This is a genomic window from Streptomyces sp. NPDC046759 (assembly GCF_040645475.1).
GTDB lineage: Bacteria > Actinomycetota > Actinomycetes > Streptomycetales > Streptomycetaceae > Streptomyces.
In genome coordinates this window covers 348,438-372,183 of sequence record NZ_JBEYYJ010000002.1, presented here as the reverse complement: position 1 = coordinate 372,183, position 23,746 = coordinate 348,438, and the positions used below count along the sequence as shown (strand labels likewise).

The following is a 23,746-nucleotide window of genomic DNA, read 5'->3' as shown; positions in this document are numbered from 1 at the left end:
GCGCCCCCGGAGCCTCCCGCGCCGGATGCTTGACAGTTCACCCGTCCCGTGCGGCACTTGGAGGGCGAAGCCGGGCGGAACAAGTCGGGGGTGAGTCTTCTGCCGGAGCTGCGCTACCCCAGCGTTCCCGAACTGATCGCCTCCGCACAGGCGTTGGTCGCTCAGGAACCCGGGCTGTGCTCGCTCAGGCGGGTGGGCGTCTCACGCGCGGGAAGACCCCTGCACCTGCTGTCGGTGGGGCACGCCCGGCGGGCGGTGCTGGTGGTCGCCGGCGCCCACGCCAACGAGCCGACCGGGGGCTCCACCCTGCGGGTGCTGGCCGAACGCGTACGGGCCGAACGCGATCTGCGGGCGGACACGTCCTGGCACTTCCTGCTGTGCGCGGATCCGGACGGGGCGAGTCTGCATGTGACGCCCGCGCCGCGCAGCCTGCTCGACTACCACCTCGGCTTCTACCGGCCGACGGGCGCCGAACAGCCGGAGTGGTCGCCTTCCGTGCTGCCGCCGGACCGGCTGCCGCCCGAGACCCGCGCGCTGACCGGGGTGATCGACGAGCTGCGGCCCTTTCTGCAGGTGACCTTGCACGGCACCGACCTGGGCGGCAGCTGGGTGCAGCTGACCAAGGACCTGCCCGGGCTCGCCGAGCCGTTCGCCAAATCCGCGGCGCAGCTGCACATCCCGGTGGAGACGGGCGCCTCGGACGCCGCCGGCTGGCCCGCCTCCGGCCCCGGGGTGCATGTCATGCCCGGCCCGGAGACGGGCGTCGCCTACCCGAGCATGCCGGACGACGCACGGCACAGCACCTGGTACCACGCGCACCGGTACGGCGGTCTGACGGCCGTGGTGGAGGTGCCGATGTGGGCCAGCGACCTGGTGGACGATCCGGCTCCGCATCCGGCACCGGCCGCGGCGATGCGGCGCCTGGCGCAGCGGCTGCTGCGGGACGCGCTGGAGGTGGAGCGGATCCTCGCGGAGGCGCTGCCCCGCCTCGACGGCGTGGACGGTCCGCTGCTGCGGGCGGCGCGCTGGGCGCTGGAGCTGATCCCGGGCCTGGCCGAGGACTGGATCCACACTCCGCCGGCCAGTACGACGATGGCCTACGTCGGCAGCGTGGACGCCTTCGGGCGGCGGCTGCCGCTGCGCGCGGCGGCGATGCTGCTGCGGGTGCTGCGGGAGACTGACGACCGGGCGGCACCCCGGCTGGAGCAGCTCGTCGCCGACTGGTGCGACGCCTTCGCGGCCCGGTTCCGGGCCCGCTGGGTGCCGTTGGAGCACCAGGTGGAGCACCAGTCCCGCACGGTGCTGGTGGCGGCGCAACAGGCACGGGAACGGGCGGCGTGAGGCCTCCACGCCGCCCGTGTCGCATCGTGCGGCCGCCGGGTTCAGTGGTCGACGGCGAACACCGCTCCGGTCCGCGCGTCCATGGCGCACTTGCTGGAGTAGGTCTCCCGGAAGTCCACCGGACGCCCGTCCCACTGCCCGTGCGCGCGGACGGTCACGGGGGCGTAGATCATCGGGCAGAAGACCTTCTTCTGCGGGATGCGCGCGATGTCGCCGCCGGCGGCCTCGAGTTCGGCACAGGCCTCGGCCGCGCGCGCGTACCCCAGGGGCAGCGGGTCGCACAGCAGCAGCGTGCCGTGCTTGTCGTCGGCCTGGGCGTCGCCGCGGGTGACGGTGAGGTAGAGCCAGTTGTCGGCGAGGGGGAGGGAGGGGCGCGACGCGGCGTGGGCCGGGGCCGCGAGGAGACCGGCCGCCGCCAGCAGGGTCCCGGCCACCGCTGTCGCTCTGGTGATGTACGTCATGCCCCCTTGCATCGGCACGCCGACCCGCGTTCCGCAGTCCGGATCACCCGTTCGGGAGGGCGCGCACGCATGACGGACGCCCGCTCGGACGGGACCCGCCGCCGTTCAGCCCGTGGCGAGCCGGAACGCCATCCTGCCGAAGGTGACCTGGTCGCCCTCGCGGACGACGACCGAGCCGATCACCCGGCGGCCGTTGACGGTGGTGCCGTTGGTGGAGCCGAGGTCCCTGAGCACCCACATGCCGCCCTGGCGGCTGAGCTCGGCGTGCACACGGGAGACCGTCTCGTGGTTCAGGCGCAGCCCGTTGGCGGGGTCGCGGCCGATGCGCAGCGGGTGGGTGCGCGCGGGGTGCGGCAGCAGCAGCTTGGGCAGCCGCTCGGCCTGCCAGGCCCGGCGCAGCCGTACCGTGAAGCCGGAGACGGCCTCGACGGTGCCGAGGACCGCCCGGGAGAAACGGTTCTCGCTGGGCAGGTCGGCGACGAGTGCGGCCAGTTCGTCGGCGCGGCGGGCGGTCAGTGCCAGCTCCATGCGGCGCACGAACGTGTCGTGCGAGAGCCGGCCCATGGCGACGCCGTCACGCAGCGCCCGCAGCGCCTTGTCGCGCTCCGCGTCGGACAGCCGAGCGGGGTACGTGGAGAACTCGAAGGACGACGTCACGCAGGCGATTGTCGGGCAGTGAACCCCGGGTGTCCAGAAAACGGGGAATCGGCGCCTGTCTGCGAGGACTTCCGCGACACCCACCGGGAAAGGGCGGATTCGAGAGCGGATTGATCGTCCGGGCGGGCACGATGGGGACCCGGGACATCACGGTGAGCAGGCGAGACATCACAGACGAAGGGGAACCGTCCGTGCAGTTCGAGGTGTGGGCACCGCAGGCGGAACGAGTGACGCTCCATTGCGAGGGCGGCACGCACGCGTTGGCGCGCGATCCGGAGCGCGCGGGCTGGTGGACGGCGGAGGCGGAGGCCGCAGACGGCGCCCGGTACGGGTTCGCGCTGGACGACGGGCCCGTGCGGCCCGACCCGCGCTCGCGCCGCCAGCCGGACGGGCCGGACGGCCTGAGCGCGGTCGTGGACCACGGGCGCTACGCGTGGCGCACCGAGTGGCCCGGGCGCCAGCTGCCGGGTGCCGTGCTGTACGAGCTGCACGTGGGGACCTGCACCGCCGAGGGTACCCTGGACGCGGCGGCGGCCCGGCTGGAGCACCTGGCGGAACTGGGCGTCACCCACGTGCAGTTGATGCCGGTGTGCCCGTTCCCGGGACGGCACGGCTGGGGTTACGAGGGGGTGTCGCTGTGGGCGGTGCACGAGCCGTACGGCGGCCCGGAGGCGCTGAAACGGTTCGTGGACCGGGCGCACGAACTGGGCCTGGGTGTCGTCCTGGACGTCGTGCACAACCACTTGGGCCCGTCCGGGAACTATCTGCCGCTGTTCGGGCCGTACTTCACCGAAGCGCACCACACGCCGTGGGGCGCCGCGGTGAACCTGGACGGGCCCGGCTCGGACGAGGTGCGCGCGTTCCTGGTCGGCAGCGCGCTGGCCTGGCTGCGGGACTACCGGGTCGACGGGCTGCGGCTGGACGCCGTGCACGCGCTGTACGACACGCGCGCGTGCCACTTCCTGGAGGAGCTGTCGGCGGCCGTGGACGCCCTGGCCGAGGAGCTGGGCCGGCCGCTGTTCCTGATCGCCGAGTCGGATCTGAACGACCCGCGGTTCATCACCCCGCGCGCGGAGCACGGCCTGGGGCTGCACGCGCAGTGGAACGACGACTTCCACCACGCCCTGCACACCGCGCTGACCGGTGAGACGCAGGGTTACTACGGGGACTTCGCACGCGCCCCCTTCGCCGCTCTCGCCAAGACGCTGACCGGCGGCTACTTCCACGACGGCACGTACTCCAGCTTCCGGGACCGGCACCACGGCCGGCCGCTGGACCGGTCGCGGGTGGCCGGCCACCGGCTGCTCGGCTACAGCCAGACCCACGACCAGGTCGGCAACCGCGCCCAGGGCGACCGGCTGGCCGCCCACCTCTCCCCCGGCCTGCTGGCGTGCGCGGCGACGCTCACACTGGCCTCCCCGTTCACCCCGATGCTGTTCATGGGCGAGGAATGGGCGGCGGGCACGCCCTGGCAGTTCTTCACGGACCACACCGACCCCGAGCTCGCCGAGGCGGTACGGCGGGGCCGGCGGCGGGAGTTCGCGGCGCACGGCTGGGCCGAGGAGGACGTACCGGACCCGCAGGACCCGGCGACCCGGGAGCGGTCCTGCCTGGACTGGTCGGAACCGGAACGCGAGCCGCACGCGCGCGTGCTCGCCTGGTACCGGCGGCTGATCACGCTCCGGCGCGAGCAGCCGGACCTCACCGACCCCGACCTGGCCGACACCAAGGTGGCGTACGACGAAGAGGGCCGCTGGCTGGCCTTCAGGCGAGGTGACGTACGCGTGGCGGTGAACCTCGGCAAGGAGCCGGCGTCGATCCCGCTGGGCACGCGTCCGGCGGTGGTCCTGGCGGCCTGGGAGCCGGTGGAGCTTCCGGGCCCGGACGGGCTCCTCCGGGTGCCCGGCGAGTCCTGCGTGGTGCTGGCGCAGCCGTAGGCGACCGAAGCACGGCCGCGGGCTGCCCGGCGGGGGCCGCTACGACTCCGACTCGTCCTCCTCGAAGTCCGTCAACCGCTCCAGCAGGATCGGCTCCCAGGCGCGCCGCAGCTGGGTGCGGAGCAGGAGCAGGTCGCCGGGGGCGCGGCCGTCGAGGTGGTCGGTCAGACGGATGACGGTGTCGCAGCGGGCGAGCCACAGGCCGCGCAGACATGGGCGGGCGCCGTAGCCGGCGAGGGTGGCGGCGCGGACGGCCGCCGGGGAGCCGACGGCGACGGCCAGGCCGGCGATGTCCTCGGCGGGATCGCCGAGGGCCGCGGCGGTCCAGTCGAGGATGCCGCGCACCCGGCCGTCGGCACTGACCACCACGTGCTCGCCGGTCAGACCGTGGTGGGTGAGGACGGCGGTGGCGGTCTGTGCGGCGAGCTGGGCCGCGCCGGGCGGGGTCAGCTGGTGCAGCCGGGCGGCGTCGAACTCGTCGGCCGAGGCCAGCCGTTCGGCCGCGTGCACGGCCATGCGGCGCAGCGCCTCCAGCGAGCGCGGCGCCGCGCGCGGCGCGCCCAGCGTCTCCACCTGCCGTACCGGCACCGCACGCAGCCCCGTGAGCAGACCGGCGAGATCGGCCTCGCCGACGGCGGAGACGTCGTGCTCGTCGGCCGTGCCGCCGGGCACCTTGGTGTCCAGGGTGTAGGCGAGGCCGGGCGCCCAGTCGCCGTGCGCGACGCTGGTGGGGACCGCGACGGGCACGTGCGGGCGGACCAGGTCGCGCAGGCGCAGCTCCCGGCGGCGGGCAGTGGAGGCCTCACGGTCGGGCGCGAGGCGCAGCACATGGCGGGCGCCGACCCACCAGGTGTGCGCGTGGCCCTCGCGGACGGGCCGGACCTCGGGGCCACCGGTGCCGTCGGGGCTCTCCTCGAGAAGGGTACGGACCAGCCTGCGGACCGTGTCCACGGTGGGTGTCGGTGCCTGGGTCATGGATCGCGCGTCGCCGTTCCGGGGGGTCGTCGAGGAGGTGTCTCCTGGGGCTCGGTGGGTCGATCAGTCCACTATGACCATGTCACGCGTGGTGGTGTTGAATCGGCGGCCGCCGTCGGCGGTCACCGTGACGATGTCCTCGATGCGCACCCCGAAGCGGCCGGGCAGGTAGATGCCGGGCTCGACGGAGAAACACATGCCGGGCACGAGGGGCTGTTCCTCGCCCTCGATCATGTACGGCGGCTCGTGCGTGGTGACGCCGATGCCGTGCCCGGTGCGGTGGATGAAGTACTCGCCGTACCCGGCTTCGGTGATCACCGCGCGGGCGGCGCGGTCGACGTCCTGGCAGGCTGCCCCGGGCCGTACGGCCCGGTAGCCCGCTTCCTGGGCCTCGCGCACGACGTCGTGCACCCGGCGCTCCTCCTCGGTGGGCTCACCCACGTGGACGGTGCGGGTGGTGTCGGAGCCGTAGCCGTCCTTCAGGCCGCCGAAGTCCAGGACGACCATGTCGCCGTGCTGGATGACGCGGTCGCCGACCTCGTGGTGCGGATTGGCCCCGTTGGGGCCCGAACCGACGATGGTGAAGTCCACCTGGGAGTGGCCGAAGCGGCGCAGCAGGCCGGCGAGGTCGTGGCCGACGTCGGACTCGCGGCGGCCCGCGAAGGGGACCTTGCGGATCTCCTCGAACGTTGCGTCGGCAGCCGCTCCGGCGGCGGCGAGGAGTTCCAGTTCTGCGGCGTCCTTGACGGCGCGCAGCATGGGGAGGGCGTCGGTGAGAGAGGCGTAGGAGGTGCCGGGCAGGGTCCGCTGCAGGCCCAGCAGGTGCATGGCCCAGGTGTTGTCGCTGATGCCGTACCGGCCGTGGCCGTCGAGGAGGGCGGCGGTGAGGGCGTACGGGTCCTTGCCGTCCGTCCAGTCGCGCAGGCTGAGCTCGGACGCCCCGGCCGCGTGCTCGGCGTCGCGGGCCTCCAGGGCCGGGACGACGAGCACGGGGTCGTGAGCGGGGACGAGGACCAGCAGGGTGAGCCGTTCGGTGACGGCGGTCGGTGTGTAACCGGTGAGCCAGACCATGTCCGGCCCCGGCGTCACGAGCAGCCCGGCGAGGCCGGCGTCGGCCGCGGAACGCACGGCACGCTCCCTACGGGCCCTGTAGTCGGCGGCGGTGAAGGTCGCGGGCGTACTACCGGTCATCCGGGCCTCCGGGTGCGGGCGGGGAAAGGGGCGACGGAGTCTCGGGCAGCATCCTGCCCGGCCGGACAGGGTCACGCGAGCCGGTCGCCGCCGCCCCCCGCAGGGCTCGGTCGGCGCGGAAGGAACTCGGCATGGGGCCATCATGGCGCGCGGGGCGGAAGGTGACCAGCGGGATTCCCGGGGTGTCGGGAAGGTGCGGGCCGCGGCGCCGGCCTCCGCTCAGGTCACCACGCCCGGTACGACCGTCAACTGCTGGTAGCCGCCGCTGCGGTGACGCACGGTGAGGAGCAGCGCCTTCCCGGGCCGGGCCCGGGCGACGGCCCTGGCGAGGCCGGCCGCGGTGTCCACACGGGTGGAGCCGAACTGCACCAGGACGTCCCCGCGGACCAGGCCGGCGGCGTACCCGGGGCCGGGCACGTGCACCCCCACGACCAGTGCGCCCGCCTTCTCGGCGTCGACGGCCTCGACGCCGAGGGTTGCTCCCGTCGCGCCGGCCGGGGCGGCCGGGGCGGGGGTCGGGCCGGCGGCGGGTGTCGCCCTGGCCGGCGGTGCGGCCGGGTGGGCCTGGCGTTGCAGCTCGGCGAGCCTGCTCATGCCGATGACCGTGGCGCCGACCGTGCCGATACCGACGCCGGACAGCATCAGCAGGGTGCCGGCGCACACGCCGAACAGCAGGGTCCGCAGTCGCCGTCCGCGCCGGCGCACGGCGTGCGGACGGCTTGCCGGGCAGGGTGTGGCGTCCTCCCGCCGGTCCTGCCCGGGCATCGGTTTGGGACGCAACGCAGTCTGTTCCATGGTTCGCTCGCCTCCGGCTGGTGCTCTACCCCGGGCGCCGGGCCGTGACGAGACACGAAGGAGTGAGACTGGCGGGAGGGCGGCGGAGGGTAGCCATGAGGTGTCGGCCGACGATCCGACACGTCCTCGGGGGGCGCGCCCACCTCGGCCGCAGGACCGGTACGCCCAGGCCGGCCTCCCGTGCCCACCGGGGCCGCGCGTCCCGTGCCCGCGGGGCCGTGGATCCCGTGATGCCTGCCCCACCGGCCGCGGGCCCCGGAGCCGTCGGGGCCGCGGGGCCCATGGCCGCCAGGGCCGCGGATCCCCCTGTCCTCCGCCGCCGCGGGCGGGCACCTCACGTGTGGGTACGCGCAGCCTGCCGTCTGCCGGCGGCACGACGGCGAGGACCGGGGCGGCGGGGTGGCACACAGAGTCCGGGCTCGCCCGGCCGGCGTGACTCCCGCCGCCCGCCGGGCGATCGGGCCCCGGACCTTCCGCCTTCCGGGCTCAGCCCGTGTGGCCCTCGCCGTGGCCGCCGTGCGCGCCGCCGTGGTCGAACTTCAGGGCCTCCGCGGGCATGACCACGAACGGCCGCATCATGCCCATGTCCTCGTGCTCCAGCAGGTGGCAGTGGTACATGAACCGCCCGTACGCCCCGTCGAAGCGGCCCATGACCCGCACCATCTGACTGCCCAGCACCCGGAAGACGTCCTTGTTGCCCCGCTCGTTGGGGGCGAGGGGGACGGCCCGGCCGGCGTCGTACCGCAGCGGTGTGCGGGTGCCGCCGACGGCCGGGTCGAACCCGGAGACGTCGTAGGCGTCCCGGCCGAGCAGCTGGAAGTCGGCCAGGTGGATGTGCATGGGGTGGACGATGGGCGCCAGGTTGAGGAAGCTCCACTGCTCGTAGCCGCCCTCGGGGATGGTGAAGCCGAGTGCGTCGTTGAACGTCCGGGACGTGCGCCGGTACGTCTTCGTGGTGCCGTCGGCTCCGGTGACCTGCACGATGCCGTCCGCCGGGAGCTGCAGGCCGCCCAGGTCCTCGACCTCGGTCAGCTCCCATATCTCCGGGTGACCGCCGGCGCCCTTGGTGGCGGGCGGGGTGAGCAGGACCAGCCGGTGGTTGTGCGGGAGGTCGTGGGTGAGGCGGCGGAAGGAGCCGGAGAGCACCTCGGGCAGTTCGAAGGTGTCCTCCGCACAGGTCTCGCGGACCCGGAACTCCAGGACGGCGGGGTAGCGCACGTCACCGGCGGGGTCGGGCACGCCCGCCGGCCGGTTGGGGCCCTTGTTCACCAGCCGCAGGGTGCGGCCCGCCAGCGCGCGGAAGTCGACCAGCAGGTCGAAGCGTTCGGCGGGGGCGGCGGTCAGCGTGGGCAGGTCCGCGTCGAAGTCGATCGGCACGGGGCGCGGCAGCAGCCCGCCGTCGCTGCCGATCTGGTGCACGACCCCCGGCACCGGGTTGCCGTCCTCGTCGATCAGGGCCAGCTCGAAGATGCGCGCGTTGGAGGCGTTGACCAGCCGGAAGCGGTACCAGGCGGCATCCACCTCGGCATAGGGCCAGATGCGGCCGTTGACCGTGGTGTACGGGCCGGTGAAGGGGATCGCGACCGGTTTTCCGGTCTCCGGGTTGCGCTGCTGCACGATCACGGTCTTGTGCAGCAGACGGCCGTTGAGGCGGCCGTCCTCGTCGGTGTCGAGGTTGCGGTCGGCGATGAGCAGCGGGATCTCCCGCTCTCCGGACGGCAGGTGGAGGGCGTCCTCCTCGTCGTCACGGACGAGGTAGGTGCCGTACAGACCCGACATCACGTTCCACCGCGTGATGTTCATGGCGTGGTCGTGGTACCACCACTGCACCGCCTGGTGGTCGTTGGGATACTCCGACAGCTGGGCGTCGCCGTAGCCGACGGCGTTGTCCGCCCAGCCGTCGTTGCCGCCGCCGGTCTGGGCGCCGTGCAGATGGGTCACGGTCCAGGCGGGCAGGGCGGCGACGTCCTTGTTCGGCTCCACGCCCTCCCGGCCGGGCTCGGTGGTGGCGGGTGGAGTGCCGGGCGCGCGGACGGGCACCTCGACCGAGGTGACCGGGTACTCGCTGTCCTTCGGTATGCGGTTGGTCCAGGCGATGCGGACCCGCTGTCCGCGCCGCACCTCGAGGGTCGGGCCCGGCACATGGCCGTCGTACCCCCACATCAGGGTCGGCGGCAGCTGTGGGTGGAGGCGCACCCAGGTCGGGCGCAGGGCGACCTCGGTCTCCCGCAGAACGTCCGCGGAGGCCGGGCGCAGGACGGGCGGGACGGTCAACGGTGCTAAGTACGGCGTCAGTTCGTCCGCCACCGGAGCCTGGTCCCCCGCGCTGGCTTCGGTGAGCCTGTCGACGATCTCGGTCAAATCGAACACCCCCGTGTGTTCGCGGTCTGTTGTTCCCCTTACTCCACAAGACTCCCGAGGACTCACCGAAGTTCCCAGAACGCCCGGTTCCGTACGCGAAGATTCGGCGCCCGTCAGCCGAGCGACAGGGCCGGCACGGCGGGCGCGCGGTCCGGCAGGAAGCCGTGCGAGCGCCTCCCGAGCCATTGGGCCTTGTAGCGGTCGACGCTGCGGTGCCAGTTCAGGATGCCGGCCATCCAGTTCTGCAGATCGAGGACATGGGCGTCCATGGCCGCCCGGGCCTCGGATGACAGAGCGAAGTCGTCGTGCAGAACGGGCAGTTCGTGCTCGACGACATGCTCGAACTGCTGCATGCGCTGGGTCGTCAGGTCGTGTACGACGCGGAGCGCGGCCGGGTAGTCGACGCCGAAGAAGTTCTGCACGACCAGGACGGCGTTGTGGATCTCGCCCTCGTACTCGATCTCCTTCTGGTACGAGAAGATGTCGTTGAGGAGGCACGCGTAGTCGATCGCGGCGTTCTCCAGCGAGCGCACCGGGCCGCTGCGGTACACCTCCGGCGGGACGGCGGGGCTCTGGCCCATCCGGCACAGGCTCAGGGTGAGGTCGGAGCCGAAGGTGGACCGCCGCATCTCCAGGTAGTCGACCGGGTCGGGGACGCGGTTCTGCAGCTGGTTGGACAGCTCCCACACCCAGCTCTCGGTCATCGCGTCCACGGCGGCCTTCAGCGTGCGCCGCTCCTCGGGGGCCATGGCCGCCGTCGTCCGCGCCCACAGGTCGAGCAGCCCCCGCTCCATCGCGTTGGCCGGGACGAGGGCCGGCTCGCCCTCGACGGGCATGCACTGCGACAGTCGGGCCGTGGTGAGGCGGGCGGCGGCGAGATCCCGGCGGTGGCCGTACACCAGCGGGTAGAAGTCGTCGCCGTACGTCCCCCAGGCGAGCCACTGGGCGCTGAGGTCGAGGGCCTGCGGGGTGGCGTCCGGATCCAGTCCGGCGGAGCACAGCGCGAGGTCGTAGGCGGCCAGTTTGTCCTCGTCCCAGATGCCCTCCTCCAGGATGCCCGTGCGGTGCGACCAGGCGACGAGGTTGCGGCGGGCGTCGTCGAGGTGCGGGCTCAGCTCCAGCCGGTAGGGCATCCGGAACTCGGGCAGGACGCAGGGGCCGACCTTCTGGTAGGGCACATGCGTGTAGGCGCGCAGGCGCTCCTGGGCGGCCGCGGCGAGGAGAGCGCCGACATCGGCCGCCGAGGTGCCGGGACCGCTCAGCAGCTGCCAGGGTGAGCCGCCGCGCGCGCCCTTGTTCATGTAACGGCTGGAGCGCATGTGCCATTCGTGGCCGCCGGACTGCCAGTCCTGAAGTCCCTTGGCGTAGGCGGCGATCGCGGTGGCCTCGGCCGGAGTGAGGCCCTTCTCCAGGGCGACGGCGGGGACTTCGGTGAGCGCGGTGTGCTCGAACTGGTGCAGGCGCGAGGTGAGGATGTCGTTGACGGTCTCGGCGGCCTCCTGGGTCGTACAGCCGAAGAAGGCCTCCAGGACGAGCACGCCGTTGCTGTTCTCGCCCTCGTCCTCGACCTCGCGCTGGTAGGAGAACAGGTCGTTGCGCAGGTGGACGGCGTCGGCGAAGGTCTCCATCAGGACCCGCAGCGGCCGGGTGCCGGCGACGGCGGCGGGCACCTCGGCGGTCGCGTACTCCACGAGCCCGGCCGACCAGGGGGCGCCGCCCACCTTGCGGCGCATCTCGATGTACTCGACGGGGTTGGCGATCCGCCCCTCGTTGATGTTCGACAGCTCCCACATCGACTCGTTGAGCAGGTGCTCGGTGGCCACGGAGAAACGGCGGCGCCAGTCCGCGGACATCGAGGGCACCGTACGCGCCCACAGGTCCTTCAGGCCTGCCTCGACGGGGTTCTCCGGCTCGGGCACGGGCGTCGACGGGTCGAGCGGCATGAACAGCGGCAGGCGGTCCAGGTGTGCCTTTCCGGCGGCACGGTCCGGGGTGCGCTTGTACATGTCGAGGAAGTGGTCGTCGAAGAAGAACACCCACACGTACCAGTCGGTGATCAGCGAGAGGGCGGGTCCGTCGCAGTCGGGGTGGGTGTAGGCGCACAGGAGTCCGTAGTCGTGCGCCTCCAGGTCGGCCTGCTCCCAGATACCGGAGCCTTCCAGCATGCCCATCTCGCGCGCCCACCCGGTCGAGTGGGCGCGCGCCTCGTCGAGGTGCGGGTTGAGCCGCGCGGGATACGGCATGTAGAAGTGCGGGAGTTCGAACGGCTGCGTCATGGCCGGGGCCCTACCCGCGGCCTCCGGCCCCCATCCACCGCGAGGAACATGATCACACCATCGCGTGAACCGCCCTTGAATCACGGAACTCCGGCCGTCGCCCCTCCTCTTCCGCAGGCGCGGGTCGGCTACGGCACCCAACGGGACGTCCGCCCGCCGCGCCCCGTCCGGGCCCTTGCCGTTCCCGCGGGTGCGGGCCACGGTGGGCGCATGACCTCCTTTGTGCTGCCCCATGAGGTGCACGGCGACGGCGCCCACAAGGTGTTCGCCGTGCACGGCTGGTTCGCCGACCGGTCCGCCTACGCCGCCGTCCTGCCGGATCTGGACCGCGCCTCCTTCAGTTACGCCCTCGTCGACCTGCGCGGCTACGGCGAGGCCCGGGACGCCGCGGGCGCGTACACGACGGCCGAGGCGGCCGCCGACCTGGTGGGGCTGGCCGACCGGCTGGGCTGGGAGCGGTTCTCGGTGATCGGGCACTCGATGGGCGGTGCGGTGGCCCAGCGGCTGGCGGCCGTGGCCCCGCACCGGCTGCGCCGGCTGGTCGGGGTCTCCCCCGTGCCGGCCTCCGGGTTGCCGCTGGCCGGCGAACAGGCCACGCTCTTCACGGACGCCGCGTACCGGCCGGAGAACCGGCGCGCGATCATCGACTTCACCACCGGGGGCCGGCGTCCGGCCGCCTGGCTGGACCGTATGGTGGCCCGCTCGCTGGCGCGCAGCGACGCCGAGGCGTTCCGGGCCTGGCTGGACTCCTGGGCGGGCGAGGACTTCCACTCCGACGTCGAGGGCGCCGCGGTGCCCGCCCTGGCCGTGGCGGGCGAGCTGGACCCGGCACTGCCGCCCGAGGTCATGCGGCAGACCTGGATGGCGTGGTTTCCGCATGCGCAACTGGTGGCGCTGCCGTTCGCCGGGCACTACGCCATGGACGAGTGCCCGCTGGAACTGATCCGCGTGGTCGAGGACTTCCTGCGGGCCGACCCCGGGCACCCGGGGGGCGCCGTGGCCCCGGAGGGCGCCCTGGCGGTGGCCGGCGAGAGCGAGCCTGCGTGAGTGTGCGCGAGGTCCCGCCGGTTCCCGACGTGTTCGATCCGCGCCGGTACGCGGTCGGTGTGCCGTACGACGACTACCGGCTGCTGCGCGACCGTCGTCCGGTCGCCTGGCAGGACGAGCCGCAGGTGCTGGGCTGGCCGGCCGGGCCGGGGTTCTGGGCGGTTACCCGGCACGCGGACGTCGTGCGGGTCCTCAAGGACGCGACGACGTTCTCCTCGTACCTCGGCGCGACCCAGATCCGCGACCCCGATCCGGAGGACCTTCCGTTCATCCGCCGGATGATGCTGAACCAGGACCCGCCCGGGCACGGCCGTTTGCGGCGGAGGGTCAGCCGGGCGTTCACGCCGGGCCGGGTCGACCGGTTCGCGGGCGTCGCCCGTGAGCGGGCGCGCACTCTGCTGGCGGGGGCGCTGCGCGAGGCCCGGGAGGGCGACGGCACGGTCGATCTGGTGGCCTCCGTCACCGACGAGTACTCCCTGCTCAACCTGGCGGATCTGCTGGGCGTTCCGGAGAGCGACCGGCGGCTGCTGCTGCACTGGACGCAAGGGGTCATCGGGTACCAGGACCCGGACGAGGCCGGTCCCGCGGTGCTGGACGGGAAGGGCAGGCCGGTCGATCCGCGCTCCCCGGCGATGCTGAAGGACATGTTCGCCTACGCCCGGCAGCTGGCCGCCCACAAACGGGACCACCCGGCGGACGACGTCATGACCACGCTGGCCTGTGACACCGAACTCGCCGAAGGAGAACTGGAGATGTTCTTCTTCCTGCTGACCGTCGCGGGCAACGACACGGTGCGCAGCGCCGCGCCCGGCGGGCTGCTGGCGCTGGCGGAGCACCCGCAGGCGTATGCGTCGTTGCGTGCCGGCAGAGCGCAACTACCCCTGGCCATCGAGGAGTTGCTGCGCTGGCATCCGCCGGTGCTGACCTTCCGCCGCACTGCGGTACGGGACACCGAGCTGGCGGGGCGGCGGATCCGGGCCGGTGACAAGGTCGTGGTCTTCCACGCCTCGGCCAACCGGGACGAGCGGGTCTTCACCGATCCCGGCAGGCTCGACCTCGCCCGTTCCCCCAACCCGCACGTGTCCTTCGGCGACGGCCCGCACGTCTGCCTGGGCGCGCACTTCGCGCGGCTGCAACTACGACTGCTCCACGAGGAGGTGCTGCGCGCGCTCCCCGAGGCGAGGCCTGCCGCACCCACCCGACGGCTCGTGTCGAACTTCATCAACGGCATCAAGTCGCTGCGGTGGGAGATCGTTTGACGTCCGTCCCGCAGACCTGGATCAGCGCGTGCGTGCCGCTGGTGCGCCAGCGGTGGTCCTCGGCCGCCACCAGCGCGGCCTCGGTCGCCGCGGACAGTCCGGTGATCACGTCCGACTTCAGGGTGCGCAGCGTGGCGACGGGGCCGGGGAAGTAGCCGGCCGCCTCCTGGAACGAAGTGGTCGGCGGCCACAGCCGGTCGCCGACCAGACGCCGGTAGTTGAGGTCGCCCTTGAAGACGGTCAGCGTGGCCGCGGCGAACTCGGCGCGCAGGTCGTCGGGCATCTCCGCATACGGCAGCGGAGCGCAGGAGAAGGGATGGGCCCGTACGGTGAGGCGGCCGTCGGCCATCGCCGACCACAGCACGCGCGCGTGCCCGGCGGCCGCGCCGGATGCGGCGCGCAGCCGGTGCAGCGCGTCGACGACGTCGGCGGTCGTGGCGTCGGAGACGTAGTACGGGTGCGGCTTGACGTGCAGCACCGCTCGTGCGGCCCGGCCCTCGGCGAGGAGATGGGCGATCAGCAGCAGGTCCGGTACGAGTTCACGGCCCGCGTTGTCCGCGACCAGGACGAGGGTGGCGGTGCCGTCGGGCGGCAGCAGCGACCACAGGGCCGCGCTGTCGTCGGCGACCAGTGCGGGGGCCGGGTCCCGGGCCTCGGCGCCCTCGGCGGACAGCCTGAAGCCGAGGTCGGCGCGGTTGCCCCACAGCGAGCCGTGCAGCAGGGCGCGCGCCCGCTGCCGCTCCGGCAGATCGGAAAGGGCGTCCAGCGCTGCCAGTTCCTCGTCCGTCTCCGGTGCGTCGAGTTCGGCGCGCTTGAACGGACGGAAGGGGTCGATGCCCTGCCACGGACCGGGGCCGAACCAGCCGACGGTGTCGAGCAGCCGGCGGTAGAAGTAGCTCTCGGACCACAGCCACGGCACGTCGTACCAGGAGCGCCCGGCGTAGCCGGCGAGGCCCCACTCCTGCCACCGGTCCCGGTCCGGGGCATCGGCGGGGAGCGGCTCGACCGTCCCTTCCGTGCAGCTCCTCAGCAGTGCGTCCAGCGCCCGGTGCTGCTCGGGGCCGTACGGGAGGGCGTTCCGTACCCGGCCGATGATCGCGGGGTGCCGCTCGGCCAGCACGCCGTGCGGGAACGAGCCGGGTTCGTTGCCGAGGATCACGGGTGCGAACGGGGTGTCGGGCATGTCCGTCACCGTATCGCGCGGGTCAGGCGGTTCTGAGCTCCCGCTCCAGCTGCGTGGCGAGCGTGACGTAGCGGGGGCGGCGGTGCACCGGGACCAGGCCCCGGATGAGCAGGTGCCACATCTCGGCGACCCGACGCGGAAGCCGTCCGACCGGTTCGAGCGAGCGGCCGGCGACCCGGGTGCCGACGAAGAAGGAGACCAGGGAGTGCGCGACGACACCGACGTCGAGATCGCCGTGCACATCCGCCTCCCGGACGGCCGCGGTGAACTTCCGGGTGGCGAACTCCAGCCATTCGGTGAACGGGTGCCGCAGCGGCGGGCGCACGGCGACGTCGGCGGTGGCGAGGCGGAGCGCGGCGCGCGGCACCGGGTCCTCAACGGCGAGCCTGGCGATCCCGAACGTGGTGCGCATCAGGGCCTCCAGTGAGGAGTAGCCGCGACTGTCGACCTCGGTGACGAGTGCTTGTGCGGCCCGGGCGTTGAGCTCGAGGATGGCGTGGGCGAGGTCCTCCTTGGCGGCGAAGTGGAAGTACAGCGCCCCCTTGGTGACGTTCGCGTGTGCGACGATGTCGCTCAGACTCGTGGACTCGTAGCCGTGCCGGTCGAACAGATCGGCGGCGGCCGTGATGATCGTTGCCCTGGTCTGCTCGGCGCGTAACTGCCTCGCCATCCTGGGACCCCTCCTCGCGGCTTGAACGAACGGGACATGCGGTTTGTTTTTGCCCCCTTGCACACGATAACTCACCGAAGAGCAGCGGGAGTCCGGGGTGCAGGCCGGCCTCACGACACGTGTCACCGGCGGACCCGCCTTCGGACGGCCCTTCGGCGGACCGTGAACGACGAGACCAGAACGGTTCCCCCCTTCCGTGCCCGGCTGTTCTCGGCAGCCGCGGGGCGGCGGGCGCCGAACCCATGATCGCCACGATACGAGGCCGACGGCCGGCTCCTCAACGGGGTCTCGAAGGAGGCGCGAAACGTCCGTACCGGTCGGTCCCTTCACGCCCCCCTGGATCGCCGATGCGCCGGTCGGACTGAACAGACGGAACGCCTCCGCCGTACCTGACGGGGCAGACCCTGTTCCCGCGCCCGCCGAGGAGACGTCCCGGATGACTCGGATGACCGCTCGCCCGAGCGTCGCGGCGGCCGTCGCCGCGGCCCCGCTTCTGCTCCTGTCGTGGGCGGCGGGGTCTGCTCAGGCGCACGGAGCCCCGACGGATCCGGTCAGCCGGGTCTACGCCTGTTCCCCGCAGGGCGGCGACGCCACCCGCTCGGCGGCCTGCCGGGCGGCGATCGCGGCGAACGGCGCTCCGTTCACCGCGTGGGACAACCTGCGCGTGGCAGGCGTGAACGGGCGTGACCGGCAGGTGATTCCGGACGGCCGGCTGTGCAGCGGGAACCTGCCGGCGTACCGGGGGCTGGACCTGGCCCGGCCGGACTGGCCGGCGACCCGGCTGACGCCCGGCGCGAGGCTGACGATGACGTACACCTCGACGATCGCGCACACGGGCACCTTCAGGCTGTACCTCACCAAGCCGGGCTACGACCCGGCGAAACCGCTCACCTGGTCCGAACTGCCGGAGCGTCCCTTCGCGCAGGTCACCGATCCGGCGCTGCGGAACGGGGCGTACCACATCGACGCGACGCTGCCGAAGGACCGCACAGGGCGTCAGGTGCTCTACACCGTCTGGCAGAACAGCAGCACGCCGGACACTTATTACTCGTGTTCCGACGTGGTCTTCGCGGAGAAGGGGGCGGGGAAGGCGAGCACCGGGACACCGGTCACGGCGCCCAGTTCGGCTCCCCCGGTGGGTGGTCGCGCGGCCCGCGGCGCAAACGGCACGCGGGACGGCGCAGCGGTGGCGGACGCCACGCGTGCGGGCTCGGGCCCCACGGCGCCCGTGGTGGCGGGCGGCGCCGCCGCGGTGCTGGTGCTCACCGGGGGCGCCGCCCTCGCCGTGCGTCTACGGCGACGGTGAACTCGGGTGGTGCTGCGAGGCGGTCGCCGGCTCAGTTGACGGAGACCGGCGCGCCGCCGTCCGTCACGGGTGCGTACTTGGCGGTGAAGTAACCGCTGGAGAAGCACAGCGACGAGCCGGACGTCTTGGTGAACTGCTGGTTGGAGAAGCTGATGCTGCTGTCGGTGTTGTCGGCCTTCCCGTTCAGGGAGGGCGCCTGGTAGACGCAGGTGACGGAGCCCAGCAGGGTGCGCAGCTTGACCGTGGTCTGAATGATGGAGCCGCCGGCCGGTGAGACGGTGAGGGTGCCGTCGGAGGCGACGGTCGCCGTGTAGGGCAGGTTGTCGACCGTGATGCTGCTGACGCCGAGGACGCCGATGACGTTGCTGGTGCAGGAGCTGCTGTCGAAGGTGTGCGCGGTGACGGACTCGGTGGCCGTGCCGGGGGCGGTCGGGTTGCCGGTGACCGTGGCGGTGAACTGGGAGGACTTGCAGCTGACGCCGCTCGTGCCGGTCGCGCTGGAGTAGAGCGTGGCGGAGGTGCCGGAGGCCAGCGGCGCCGTAAGGGTGTCGCCTGCGGCGACGGCCGTGCCGCCCGCGCCGCCGGTGGTGAGCACGGCGCCGCCGTCGGCGGAGGCGGGGGCGGCGATCGCGAGGGCGAGCGCGGTGGCCGTGCCCGCGAGGGCGAGGAGGGATCGCGTACGCATGCGGGTGCCTCTTTCCTGGGTGGGGTCCGGATGAGGTGGGTGGGGGGTGGCGGATGACGCCGTGGATGTGGCGCGGTGAGGTGCGCGGTGCCGCCGGCGCAGGACCGCGCGCCTTCTCCGTACGCGGCGGACCGGCGACGGCGGCGGTGCGGGCACCGGCCGAAGACCTCGGGGGAAGGCCTTCGGCCGGGCCGGCACGGGGGCGGCCGGCCGGGCCCAGGGGGAAGGGACCGTGTACGACCGCGGGGATGTGAACGGTTTCTTCGAGCCGAGGTGAGCGGTCGGTCGAGAGGCCGGGAGACGCGGCCGGTACCGCTCGGCGGATCCGGCGCCACGGATCCGTGAAGGCAGGGAAGTTGTAGACCTGATGTGCCGTCAACGTCAAGTTCAGACAGGCCAGTTGCGACGGGAGATCGCAGCTCGCGCACATCCGACACCCTTTTTTCACATCTCCCTTGACCCTCCGATGTAACCGGCGGTAACTTCTCGGAAACTACTGCCGCGTAACGAGAAAGCCCTTGCTCCGCCGGGGGGCGAGGAGGCGTACGCGGCCGTCGCTGTCCGCGCCAGGACACCGCGCCACTGAAGCCCGACCCGCATTGATCCGTGCACATGGGAGCAGACATGGCCTCGTCCCCGGACGTCCCGTCCGCCGGCAACACCCCCGAGAATCCAGGAAACGGTTCACCGTCCGTGGCACCGCAGACCCCCGCGACCGCCACCGGTGGCGGGAGACGGGGCCGGGTCCGGGCCCGCCGGGCCGCGGTGATGGCGGTGCCCGCCACCCTCGCCGCCGCCGGTCTCGCGGTGCTCACCGCACAGGGGGCGCTGGGCGTGCAGTTCGCGATCTCCGGGATGCCGTTCACCGTCACCGCGACCGAACTCGACGGAACCGGTTTCGAGCAGTTCGGCGGCCTGGACAACATGGCGGACGGAAGCCCGAACGCCGGGGACACCGGCGGGCAGGAGCTCGTGGTGACCTCCGCGATCAAGAGCGCCACGCTCGACCACCTCTGCCAGAGCGTCGACCTCGGCGGCACCAACCTGCTGATCACGGCGGGCAGCGGTGCGAGCAAGGTGAAGGCGACCGATCTGACCACCGACTCCTCGGAGCTGTCCGGCGACGCGGCGTTCAAGAACATCGAGATCGGCAACGACGCCAGTACGCTGACCAAGGCGGGCGTGAAGGGTCCGATCGGCGTCTTCAGCCAGCAGGCAGACACCGTGCACATCGCCAACCTGCGGCAGACCAACTACGCCACCACGGCGGGGGTGTTCAAGCTCCCCGGCCTCAAGCTCCGCTTCAGCGACTCGGGTTGCTGATCGCGGTGGCCGAGCGTCCACACCGGGGAGCGCGGGCCGCCTTCCGCGGATGGCGGGCCCGTCGGCCGTTCTGGGGCGGGCTGCTGCTCGCCCTGGCCGGCGGCGAGATCCTGCTGACGGAGAAGGCCTCGCTGAAGGTCGTGATGCACGTCGGCATGCAGGGGGTGGCCGGCTACCTGCTGCCGACACTGATGGCGCTGCTGGGCCTGTTGATCCTCTTCAATCCCGCCCAGCGGCTCTTCTACTCCATCACCGGCGTCCTGCTGTCCCTGGGCAGCTGGATGACGTCCAACCTCGGCGGTTTCTTCATCGGCCTCCTGCTGGGCGTCACCGGCAGTTGCCTCGCCTTCGGCTGGCTCCCCGACCAGGAGCCGCGCGTGAGCCGCCGCAAGCGCCGGAAGCAGGCGAAGGCGGCGGCGCGTGCACCGGCGGAGGAGGCGGAGCGGGCGGAGGGCTTGGCCGCCTGAGAGCCCTGGACCGTACGCGCCTGAGAGCCCTGGACCGTACGCGCCTGAGAGCCCTGGACCGTACGCCGCCGTCGCCGGGCACCGGGAGGCCGTGCACCGCCGTCACCGCAGCCCACGCCAGAGCGTGCACCGCCGTCACCGCAGCCCACGCCAGAGCGTGCACCGCCGTCACCGCAGCCCCCGGAGGCCGTGGGCCGGCGGCCCGAGTGAAGTCGGGGGCGGTGCTGCGGGTTCACCGAGCACTGCGCCGGGGCCGGTGACCGGCCGCCCCGGCAGCCGGTCGCCCTGTCCGTCAGACCGCGCTCGCCGGCGGCTCCGCGGCTGCGGCCGCCTGCGTCGCGGTGCGGGTGTCCGCCGTGCGGACGTCGTTCGCCGACATGACCTGCGACGGCTCCACGACCTGCGGGCCTGCGGCACCCGGTGCGCCGCTCTCCTCCTTCATCGCCTTCGCCTCGCTCTTGAGGATGCGCATGGACTTGCCCAGCGCCCGCGCGGTGTCCGGGAGCTTCCGCGAACCGAACAGCACGAGGAACACGACGGCGACGATCAACAGGTGCCAGGGCTCGAGTCCGTTGCGGAGCACGACCGCCCCCTTCTCGGGAATGCTTGCTGTTTTGCGCAACTGTACAACCTGGAGGGCGGCATGAGGGACCCGCGTCAGCGGGTCCGGGACCACGGCCGGCGCCGTGCGTGGCGGGACCTGGCCACGGTCAGGGCCAGGGCGTACAGGCCGAGGACCGCGGCGAGCAGCAGGTGGTACGGGGCGGGCAGGGCGGTCAGGCCGAGCGCGGCGCCCAGCGGGCTGGGCGGCACGGCGAGTCCGACGGCGGCGAGGAAGGCGGCGGCCCAGCCGACCGGTCCGGGCCGGCGGACCTGTCCTGCCCCGTCGGCCGGTCCTTGCCCCTGGTCGCTCGCGAGGTGCCGGCCGCCCCGCAGAAGCAGCATGACCAGTGCCTGGGTGAGCAGGTTCTCGGTGAACCAGGCCGAGTGGAAGACGGCCTCGTCGTCCAGGGCGTCGGGGCCGTTCAGGGCGAGCGCGAGGACGCCGAAGGTGGCGAGGTCGGCGAAGGCGTTGAGGACGCCGAAGCCGGTGATGAACCGCAGGAAGGCCGGTGGCCGCAGCACGGTCGGCCGGCGCAGCTCCCGCGGACCGGGACGGTCGTGGGCGAACGCGAGCTGGGCGGCGTCGAAGCACAGGTTCTGCGCCAGCACCTGGACCGGGAGCATCGGCAGGAAGGGCAGCAGCAGTCCGGCCGCGAGCATCGCCAGTACGTTGCCGAGGTTGGAGGAGAGCGTCACGCGCAGATAGGCGGCGATGTTGGCGCTGCCGCCCCGGCCGGCGGTGACGGCGTGTCCGATGGCGGTGAGGTCCTTCTCGGCGAGCACGACATCGGCGCTCTCCCGCGCCACCGCCACAGCCCCGCGCGGCGCGATCCCGACGTCGGCGGCGAGCAGCGCGGCCACGTCGTTGACGCCGTCCCCGAGGAAGCCGACGGTATGCCCGGCGGCCCGCAGCCCGGCGACGACACGGGCCTTGTCCTCGGGAGTGCAGCGGGCGACGACCGTGGTGCTCCCGACGGGGAACGCACCCGCGCCGACCGGGCCCACCGCCCCGCCCCACACCCCGTCGGCCCTGCCCCGTACATCGTCGGCGCCGGCCCTGACCGCCCGTGATCCGCCCGGCGCCGCTGCGTCGTCGCCACCTGCAACCCGGACCTCGCCCGGTTCCAGCCCCAGTTCCCGGCAGACGCGGGCCGCGGTCGCGGGGTGGTCGCCGGTGAGGACGTGGACGTCGATGCCGAGCGCGGCGAGGCTGCGCAGTGACTCGGCGGCGCCGGGGGCGAGTTCGTCGCGGAAGGTGACCAGGCCGCGGAAGGTGAGGCCGCGTTCGTCGGCGGGCGTGCACGCGTGGGCGCGGGCGAAGGGGGTCCCCCGGGCCGGGCCGCGCCGGGGGCGGGGGCGTTCGGCGGTGGCGACGGCCAGCACGCGCAGCCCCGTCCCCGCCTCGCGTGCGGCGAGCGCCAGCAGCCGCTGCCGTTCGGCGGCCGGCAGGTCGCAGCGCTCCAGCACGTCCTCGGCGGCACCCTTGGTGATGAGCAGGTCGTGACCGAGCCGGCCGGCGACGACGGCGGTGGCGAGGCGCCGGCCGGGTGCGAGGGGCAGGGCGGCGAGCCCGTCGTACTCCTCCCCCACTGCGCCCGCGACCTCGAGCAGTGCCTCGTCGAGGGGGTCGGGGGCGGGCGTTTCGGTCAGGTGCAGGGTCCACCAGGCGCCGACGGCGGCCCAGCGCAGCACCTCGGGGTCGTCGTCGCCGTCGGGCCCGAGGGACCGGGCGGCCACGGGCCGGTCCTGGGTGAGGGTTCCGGTCTTGTCCACGCACAGCACGTCGATCGCGCCGAGGTCGTGCAGGGCGGGCAGCCGCCGTACGACGACCCGGCGGGTGCGGGCCAGCAGCGCGGCGCTTCGGGCGAGGCACGTGGTGACGATGACGGGGAGCATCTCGGGGGTGAGCCCGACGGCCACCGAGACGGCGAACGGCAGCGTCTGCAGGCCCTGACCGCGCAGCGCCGCGCCCGCCATGAGCACCAGCGGCGGGGTCAGCAGCATGAACCGGACCAGCACCCGGGCGATGCCGTGCACGGACCGGTCGAAGGCGCTGGGCTCGCGCGGCCGGAGCGTGCGCCGCGCGGCGGCGAACCGGGTGCGTTCCCCGGTCGCCACGACGACCGCGGTGGCGCTGCCCGTCACCACCGCACCGCCCTGGAAACACAGATGGGAATCGGCGGGTGCCTCCGGCGGATCCGTGGCGGCCTTCGGCACGGGCGCGGACTCGCCGGTGAGCGCGGACTCGCCCAGCGTCAGGCCGCGGGAGCGCAGCAGGCGTACGTCGGCGGGGACCAGGTCGCCCGGGCCGAGCCGTACGACGTCGCCGGGAACCAGGTCGGCCACCGGTACCTCGTAAGCGCGCGGGGCGGCGGTGTCGTCGGTGCGGCGCAGCACGGTGGCCGTGCCGGTGACGAGTTCGCGCAGGGCGGCGAGGGAGCGGTCGGCGCGGCGCTCGCCGGCCGCGCGCAGCGCACAGCTGACGGCGACGAGGGCGAGGATCACCGTGGCGGTGCCCCACGAGGCGACGAAAGCCGAGACCACGCCGAGGGTGAGGAGCACGGTGGTGAACGGGTCGCGCAGGCCGCGCAGACAGCGCCGCAGCGCGGAGGGTGTGCGCGGGTGGGGCGGCGTGTTCTCGCCGTGGGTGGCGAGCCGGGCGGTGGCCTCCGCTTCGGTCAGTCCGCGCGGGCCGGTGTCCAGATGCCGCAGCACCTCCAGGGCGGTGCCGTTCACCGGGCCGGTCGTGGGCTCACAGGCCATGGAGGCGGCGGGCCGGGGCCGGTACGTCCGCGGCGCGTGCGGCGAGCCGGTCGATCAGCAGGCGTACGACGTCCACGAGGGCGGCCTGCCCGGCGGCGTCCACGAAGTACACCTGACGGCGGCCCTCGCGACGGGAGCGGACGAGCCCGGCGAGCTTCAGCTTGGTCAGGTGCTGGCTGACGGCGGGCAGCGCACCGCCGACCCGCTCGGCGAGGCCGGTGACGTCGCTCTCTCCTTGGATCAGCACCCACACGATGTGCAGCCGGGCGGGCGAGGCGAGCAGTCCGAAGGCGGCGGCCGCCTCGGCGAGCACCTCGGCGGAGGGGTCCTGATGGCCGGTGCCGGGCGCTGTCGCCACTGTCGCCTTCCTCTGTGTCGTCGTCCTGTGTTCCGTCCGTGTGCGGGGATTCAGTCTAGGCCGCAGGAACTTCCCGGTGGTCCCGGGA

Annotated in this window: 20 protein-coding genes; 7 read left to right on the top strand and 13 right to left on the bottom strand. The window is 73.3% G+C overall.

Features of this window, described 5'->3' with window-relative positions; translation table 11 throughout:
• The first annotated feature begins 90 nt into the window (after positions 1-90).
• On the top strand, positions 91-1,341 hold the full coding sequence (locus ABZ919_RS04370; RefSeq protein WP_361242648.1) for a M14 family zinc carboxypeptidase: 1,251 nt from the start codon (positions 91-93) through the stop codon (positions 1,339-1,341).
• Positions 1,342-1,382: 41 nt separating this feature from the next.
• Here the strand turns inward: ABZ919_RS04370 and ABZ919_RS04365 are convergent, their stop codons facing one another.
• Together ABZ919_RS04365 and ABZ919_RS04360 are read right to left on the bottom strand one after the other, a co-directional pair.
• The gene (locus ABZ919_RS04365; RefSeq protein ID WP_361242645.1) at positions 1,383-1,802 is read right to left on the bottom strand and encodes an SSI family serine proteinase inhibitor; all 420 of its coding nucleotides are present in this window, start codon (positions 1,800-1,802) and stop codon (positions 1,383-1,385) included.
• Between the two features lie 105 nt (positions 1,803-1,907).
• The gene (locus ABZ919_RS04360; RefSeq protein ID WP_361242642.1) at positions 1,908-2,459 is read right to left on the bottom strand and encodes a DUF1707 and FHA domain-containing protein; all 552 of its coding nucleotides are present in this window, start codon (positions 2,457-2,459) and stop codon (positions 1,908-1,910) included.
• A gap of 191 nt (positions 2,460-2,650) precedes the next feature.
• Here ABZ919_RS04360 and treZ point away from each other — a divergent pair, with 191 nt between their 5' ends.
• Entirely contained in the window at positions 2,651-4,396 is a 1,746-nt protein-coding gene (gene treZ / locus ABZ919_RS04355) for a malto-oligosyltrehalose trehalohydrolase (RefSeq protein ID WP_361242639.1), read from the top strand.
• Between the two features lie 39 nt (positions 4,397-4,435).
• Here the strand turns inward: treZ and ABZ919_RS04350 are convergent, their stop codons facing one another.
• From ABZ919_RS04350 to cyc2, 5 genes are all read right to left on the bottom strand, one after another.
• Positions 4,436-5,371 (bottom strand): aminoglycoside phosphotransferase family protein, encoded by a 936-nt coding sequence (locus ABZ919_RS04350; protein ID WP_361242636.1) that lies wholly within the window; start codon positions 5,369-5,371, stop codon positions 4,436-4,438.
• A 63-nt stretch (positions 5,372-5,434) separates the two neighbouring features.
• Positions 5,435-6,562 carry an aminopeptidase P family protein gene (locus ABZ919_RS04345; protein WP_361242634.1) on the bottom strand — a complete coding sequence of 376 codons (1,128 nt, stop codon included), beginning with the start codon at positions 6,560-6,562 and terminating at the stop codon, positions 5,435-5,437.
• 219 nt (positions 6,563-6,781) lie between these two features.
• A complete protein-coding gene (locus tag ABZ919_RS04340) occupies positions 6,782-7,357 on the bottom strand; it encodes a PDZ domain-containing protein (protein WP_361242631.1) in 576 nt (191 codons plus the stop codon).
• Between the two features lie 486 nt (positions 7,358-7,843).
• Positions 7,844-9,718, bottom strand: coding sequence for an O-aminophenol oxidase PhsA (phsA, locus tag ABZ919_RS04335; RefSeq protein ID WP_361242628.1), 1,875 nt, complete (start codon positions 9,716-9,718; stop codon positions 7,844-7,846).
• 113 nt (positions 9,719-9,831) lie between these two features.
• Positions 9,832-11,994 (bottom strand): germacradienol/geosmin synthase Cyc2, encoded by a 2,163-nt coding sequence (gene cyc2 / locus ABZ919_RS04330; protein WP_361242625.1) that lies wholly within the window; start codon positions 11,992-11,994, stop codon positions 9,832-9,834.
• A gap of 210 nt (positions 11,995-12,204) precedes the next feature.
• Between cyc2 and ABZ919_RS04325 the strand changes: the two genes are divergently transcribed.
• Together ABZ919_RS04325 and ABZ919_RS04320 are read left to right on the top strand one after the other, a co-directional pair.
• A complete protein-coding gene (locus tag ABZ919_RS04325; protein ID WP_361242622.1) occupies positions 12,205-13,041 on the top strand; it encodes an alpha/beta hydrolase in 837 nt (278 codons plus the stop codon).
• Complete coding sequence (locus tag ABZ919_RS04320) at positions 13,038-14,300, top strand: cytochrome P450 (protein WP_361242619.1); 1,263 nt, start codon at positions 13,038-13,040, stop codon at positions 14,298-14,300. The genes ABZ919_RS04325 and ABZ919_RS04320 overlap by 4 nt, the downstream gene beginning before the upstream one ends.
• On the opposite strand, the gene ABZ919_RS04315 is transcribed toward ABZ919_RS04320, so the two are convergent.
• Together ABZ919_RS04315 and ABZ919_RS04310 are read right to left on the bottom strand one after the other, a co-directional pair.
• A complete protein-coding gene (locus ABZ919_RS04315; protein WP_361242616.1) occupies positions 14,272-15,483 on the bottom strand; it encodes a damage-control phosphatase ARMT1 family protein in 1,212 nt (403 codons plus the stop codon). The two genes, ABZ919_RS04320 and ABZ919_RS04315, sit on opposite strands and share 29 nt — an antisense overlap.
• A gap of 22 nt (positions 15,484-15,505) precedes the next feature.
• A complete protein-coding gene (locus tag ABZ919_RS04310) occupies positions 15,506-16,153 on the bottom strand; it encodes a ScbR family autoregulator-binding transcription factor (RefSeq protein ID WP_361242613.1) in 648 nt (215 codons plus the stop codon).
• Between the two features lie 436 nt (positions 16,154-16,589).
• On the opposite strand from ABZ919_RS04310, the gene ABZ919_RS04305 reads away from it, so the two are divergent.
• A complete protein-coding gene (locus ABZ919_RS04305; RefSeq protein ID WP_361242610.1) occupies positions 16,590-17,459 on the top strand; it encodes a lytic polysaccharide monooxygenase in 870 nt (289 codons plus the stop codon).
• Between the two features lie 31 nt (positions 17,460-17,490).
• Here ABZ919_RS04305 and ABZ919_RS04300 read toward each other — a convergent pair whose 3' ends face one another.
• Complete coding sequence (locus tag ABZ919_RS04300) at positions 17,491-18,144, bottom strand: Tat pathway signal sequence domain protein (RefSeq protein WP_361242607.1); 654 nt, start codon at positions 18,142-18,144, stop codon at positions 17,491-17,493.
• Positions 18,145-18,768: 624 nt separating this feature from the next.
• Between ABZ919_RS04300 and ABZ919_RS04295 the strand changes: the two genes are divergently transcribed.
• Both ABZ919_RS04295 and ABZ919_RS04290 read left to right on the top strand, forming a co-directional pair.
• Positions 18,769-19,467 carry a DUF6230 family protein gene (locus tag ABZ919_RS04295; protein ID WP_361242604.1) on the top strand — a complete coding sequence of 233 codons (699 nt, stop codon included), beginning with the start codon at positions 18,769-18,771 and terminating at the stop codon, positions 19,465-19,467.
• Positions 19,468-19,472: 5 nt separating this feature from the next.
• Positions 19,473-19,934 (top strand): DUF6114 domain-containing protein, encoded by a 462-nt coding sequence (locus ABZ919_RS04290; RefSeq protein WP_361242601.1) that lies wholly within the window; start codon positions 19,473-19,475, stop codon positions 19,932-19,934.
• A gap of 292 nt (positions 19,935-20,226) precedes the next feature.
• Here ABZ919_RS04290 and tatA read toward each other — a convergent pair whose 3' ends face one another.
• From tatA to ABZ919_RS04275, 3 genes are all read right to left on the bottom strand, one after another.
• A complete protein-coding gene (gene tatA, locus ABZ919_RS04285) occupies positions 20,227-20,517 on the bottom strand; it encodes a Sec-independent protein translocase subunit TatA (RefSeq protein WP_361242599.1) in 291 nt (96 codons plus the stop codon).
• Between the two features lie 74 nt (positions 20,518-20,591).
• Positions 20,592-23,300 (bottom strand): HAD-IC family P-type ATPase, encoded by a 2,709-nt coding sequence (locus ABZ919_RS04280; protein WP_361242596.1) that lies wholly within the window; start codon positions 23,298-23,300, stop codon positions 20,592-20,594.
• Entirely contained in the window at positions 23,290-23,658 is a 369-nt protein-coding gene (locus ABZ919_RS04275) for a metalloregulator ArsR/SmtB family transcription factor (RefSeq protein ID WP_361242594.1), read from the bottom strand. The genes ABZ919_RS04280 and ABZ919_RS04275 overlap by 11 nt, the downstream gene beginning before the upstream one ends.
• Between the last annotated feature and the right edge of the window lie 88 nt (positions 23,659-23,746).